Below are 3,668 nucleotides of genomic sequence, written 5' to 3' on the forward strand. Positions count from 1 at the left end.
TCACGGCATTAAAGGCGGCATGAGCCGAACCCAAACCCATGAAGCTTTTGCCGTGGAATCTGGATACTGGCATTTGTATCGCTTTAATCCAAGTTTAAAAGAACAAGGTAAAAACCCCTTCATACTGGATTCAAAAGAACCGGATATGGATAAATTCACCCAATTCCTGGATTCAGAAGTGCGTTATACTTCTTTGAAATTGAGTTTCCCGGAAGTTTCGGAAACGCTTTATGATAAAGCGAAAGAAGAAGCACTGGAACGTTACAATGGTTACAAATGCCTGGCTGAAAACTAAAATTAATTTTCCAAGAAACCCTTCAGGGCTTCTTTCTTGTTTGCGAGGCATGTTGCCGAGCTAATGGCGGTTGTTGGAACGAAACGTAAGTGAATCGGTGTTAATGTATGGCGGATAACCTTGCAAAAAGTGGGGACGTCCTAAAATTAGCAGAGCCATATATATTAGGATGGTCGTTTTAACTACAAGCGGAGCAACTTAACCTCTGAAGTACTGTACTTGAAGCTGTAAGTTTTATTCAAAAGGGAAATCAGGGGATGAAATGAAAGTGCAGTATGCAGATGAAGCCGTAGTAGTGATTAACCTCAAGCCAATGAAAGCCAGAAATGGGCTGGAGGAGAAAACTTAAGGGATACCGTTCTGGTAACGGTAACTGTCATGAGTCAAAAGCTCATAATCGATGCGAAGGGCAGAAGAAATCTCAAAGTTTACCTAGAAACATAAGATGTAAAGGCGAAGGTGTTAAAAGAAGGTTGAAAGACTAGAAGGTACGAACAACTGGCAAGAGAAATCATGCGAGTTCTCTTGACGACACAGATATGAAGTAATTCGTGGAATAAAGGTAAGATTGCCAAAGAGCTGGAAACGTCAAAGGAAGCGAACAAGGGTGGATGCTTCTTCTTTCTATATTTACCTTTTTTTCTTGCGGTTTGGGACTGGACTTTTATGATAACACTCCAGAACAAGCCTGGAGCTTAGGGACTTATCGGAGGCTCTCAATCCAAAGATTAGAGGCTGGATGAATTACTATGGTAAATTTTGTCCATCCGAACTCAATTCTGTGCTTAAATATGTAAACAAAGCATTGCTGAAATGGGCAATTAAGAAGTACAAGAAGTTACGGAAAAGCAAAGCAAAAGCAAGGAAATGGCTTGCAAGAATAGCAAAAGCTTCACCAGAACTCTTTGTGCACTGGAAAAAAGGAATAATAAACGACTGAATAATGGGAGCCGTATGAGCTGAGAGGTTCACGTACGGTTCTGATAGAGCCTGTGGGTGAAATTCCCGCGGGCTACTTACCCTGTTGTGCAGAGTTCATTCGTTAGAACACGAAAGAACCGTCCCTTCGTGTCCCGTGTCAAATCAATTGTCGACCAATACATTTTAAATGGTTGACAATTGATTTTTGTCTGTGCTACAATCAACAGGCGTGTTTCCTACAGGAAATCATATGGATACTACATTTACCACACAAAACATCATACGATGTGCTTTGTTTACAGCCCTCATTGCCGTTGGAGCATTTATTAAAATTCCCATTCCTGTTTTGCCATTTACCCTGCAATTTTTATTTACAATGCTTGGAGGTCTTTTGCTTGGAGGTAAATTAGGGGCGATGAGTGTTCTTGCCTACATTGCATTGGGTTTAATGGGATTGCCTATTTTTGCCGATGGCGGGGGAATTGCCTATGCGTTAAGGCCGACCTTTGGATACCTCATCGGTTTTTGTATTGCAAGCTATATTACAGGGACGATTGCAAATAAAGTAGGCAATCCAACATTAAAGCGATTACTGGTTGCTAATTTTATTGGGCTTGTTATTGTATATTTTTGTGGAACCCTTTACTACTGGATCATATCTGATTTTGTGATCAATACACCCATTGGCCTTTGGCCCTTAATTTTCTATTGTGTTATTTTAGCGGTGCCAGGTGATATTTTCCTTTGCATCATCAGTGCTTTTTTAGGAAAACGGTTATTACCCATTATAAAAAAATCAAAAACACATTATAAACTAGAGGAGGAAAGACTGTCATGACTTTATTGGGAAAAACGAAAAATGATATTTTACACGGTAAATTAATTGATAAGCAAGATGCGCTAGCCATAAGCATGATGCCATTGGATGAATTAGCCAGTGCTGCCAACGACATCAGAAAATATTTTTGTGGCAAAATTTTTGATATTTGTACCATCGTAAACGCAAAAAGTGGAAAATGTTCTGAAAACTGTAAATATTGCGCTCAGTCTTCCTACCATCACACGCAGGTAGAAGAATATGCACTGCTGAGTACCGAAGCACTTTTAAAACAAGCCCAGTATAATGATGAACGTGGGGTATTGCGTTATTCCATCGTTACTTCAGACAAAAGATTAAATGATGCAGAGGTAAACAAGGTGTGTGAAAGCATTAAGTTAATTAAAGAACAAACAGATATTTCGGTATGTGTATCCTTGGGATTATTAGATGAAAAGCAGTTTGAAAAGCTTAATAATGCAGGGGTAGAGCGCATCCATAATAATTTAGAAACCTCGGAAAATAACTTTCAAAATGTATGTACGACCCATACCTATTACGATAAAATAAATTCAATCAAGGCCGCACAAAAAGCAGGTCTTAATGTTTGCTCCGGGGGTATTATGGGACTTGATGAGAGTATGGAAGATCGGATTGATATGGTTATCGCCATAAGAGAACTTGGGATTCGTTCGATTCCGGTAAATATACTCAATCCAATAAAAGGAACACCTTATGAGAATCATAAAATTATGACCGGTAATGAAATGTCAAGGATTGTGGCACTGTTTCGATTTTTGGTACCAATGGCCTCGATTCGTTTGGCAGGAGGTCGAGGGTTGTTGCCGGATAAGGGGCGACAATGTTTTTTATCCGGGGCGAATGCCGCCATATCAGGTGATATGCTGACAACGGCAGGGATCACCATTGAAGCGGATATGAAAATGCTTGGTGAAATTGGATATATCATTGGACGTTGGAATGAGTAAGGGGATTTTTATTACAGGGACAGGAACTGATATCGGAAAAACCTATGTCACGGCTCTCATGGTTAAAAAACTAAGGGAAGCAGGGTATCATGCCGGTTATTATAAGCCGGCACTCAGTGGCGCAAAACGAATAAAAGGCAGGTTGCGACCAGGGGATGCTCACTATGTTGCAAATATTTCAGGGATAGAAAGCGATATTAATGATATGGTTTCGTATGTGTATGAAACTCCTGTTTCTCCGCATTTAGCTGGAGCGCTGGAAGGTAATCCGGCACGAATGGAAAAAATTTCAGAAGACTATAAAAAGCTGTGCAAAAGATATGAGTATCTTTTTGTTGAGGGAAGTGGTGGCATTATCTGCCCCATTCGTTATGATAATGATGAACATATTTTTTTAGAAGATATTATTAAGAAATTAAATCTTTCCACACTCATTGTAGCCGATTCAGGATTGGGAACAATAAATGCAACCATCCTGACGATTCAATACATGATCCATAAAAACATACCTATAAAAGGGGTGATCTTCAACAATTACCATGGCGGGATGATGGAAGAAGATAACATAAAAATAGTGGCAGAAATGACTGAAATACCAATTGTTGGACAGGTTAAAGTTGGGGATACTGAGTTGGATATGAGTATC

General features: G+C 39.6%; 4 protein-coding genes and 1 pseudogene. All 5 read left to right on the forward strand.

The window, feature by feature from the left end; all coding sequences use genetic code 11:
- Nucleotides 1-295, forward strand: a 295-nt coding sequence (locus tag VIK44_RS02500) for a hypothetical protein (protein ID WP_331552268.1), incomplete at its 5' end; no start/stop codon positions are given.
- A gap of 685 nt (nucleotides 296-980) precedes the next feature.
- Nucleotides 981-1,235 (forward strand): annotated as a pseudogene (locus VIK44_RS02505) (group II intron maturase-specific domain-containing protein); the annotation flags it as partial.
- Between the two features lie 231 nt (nucleotides 1,236-1,466).
- A complete protein-coding gene (locus VIK44_RS02510; RefSeq protein WP_331552269.1) occupies nucleotides 1,467-2,054 on the forward strand; it encodes a biotin transporter BioY in 588 nt (195 codons plus the stop codon).
- On the forward strand, nucleotides 2,051-3,022 hold the full coding sequence (gene bioB / locus VIK44_RS02515) for a biotin synthase BioB (RefSeq protein WP_331552270.1): 972 nt from the start codon (nucleotides 2,051-2,053) through the stop codon (nucleotides 3,020-3,022). The genes VIK44_RS02510 and bioB overlap by 4 nt, the downstream gene beginning before the upstream one ends.
- Nucleotides 3,015-3,668, forward strand: a 654-nt coding sequence (bioD, locus tag VIK44_RS02520) for a dethiobiotin synthase (protein ID WP_331552271.1), incomplete at its 3' end; no start/stop codon positions are given. The genes bioB and bioD, both read left to right, overlap by 8 nt.

This window comes from Acetobacterium sp. (assembly GCF_036508315.1).
Taxonomy (GTDB): domain Bacteria; phylum Bacillota; class Clostridia; order Eubacteriales; family Eubacteriaceae; genus Acetobacterium.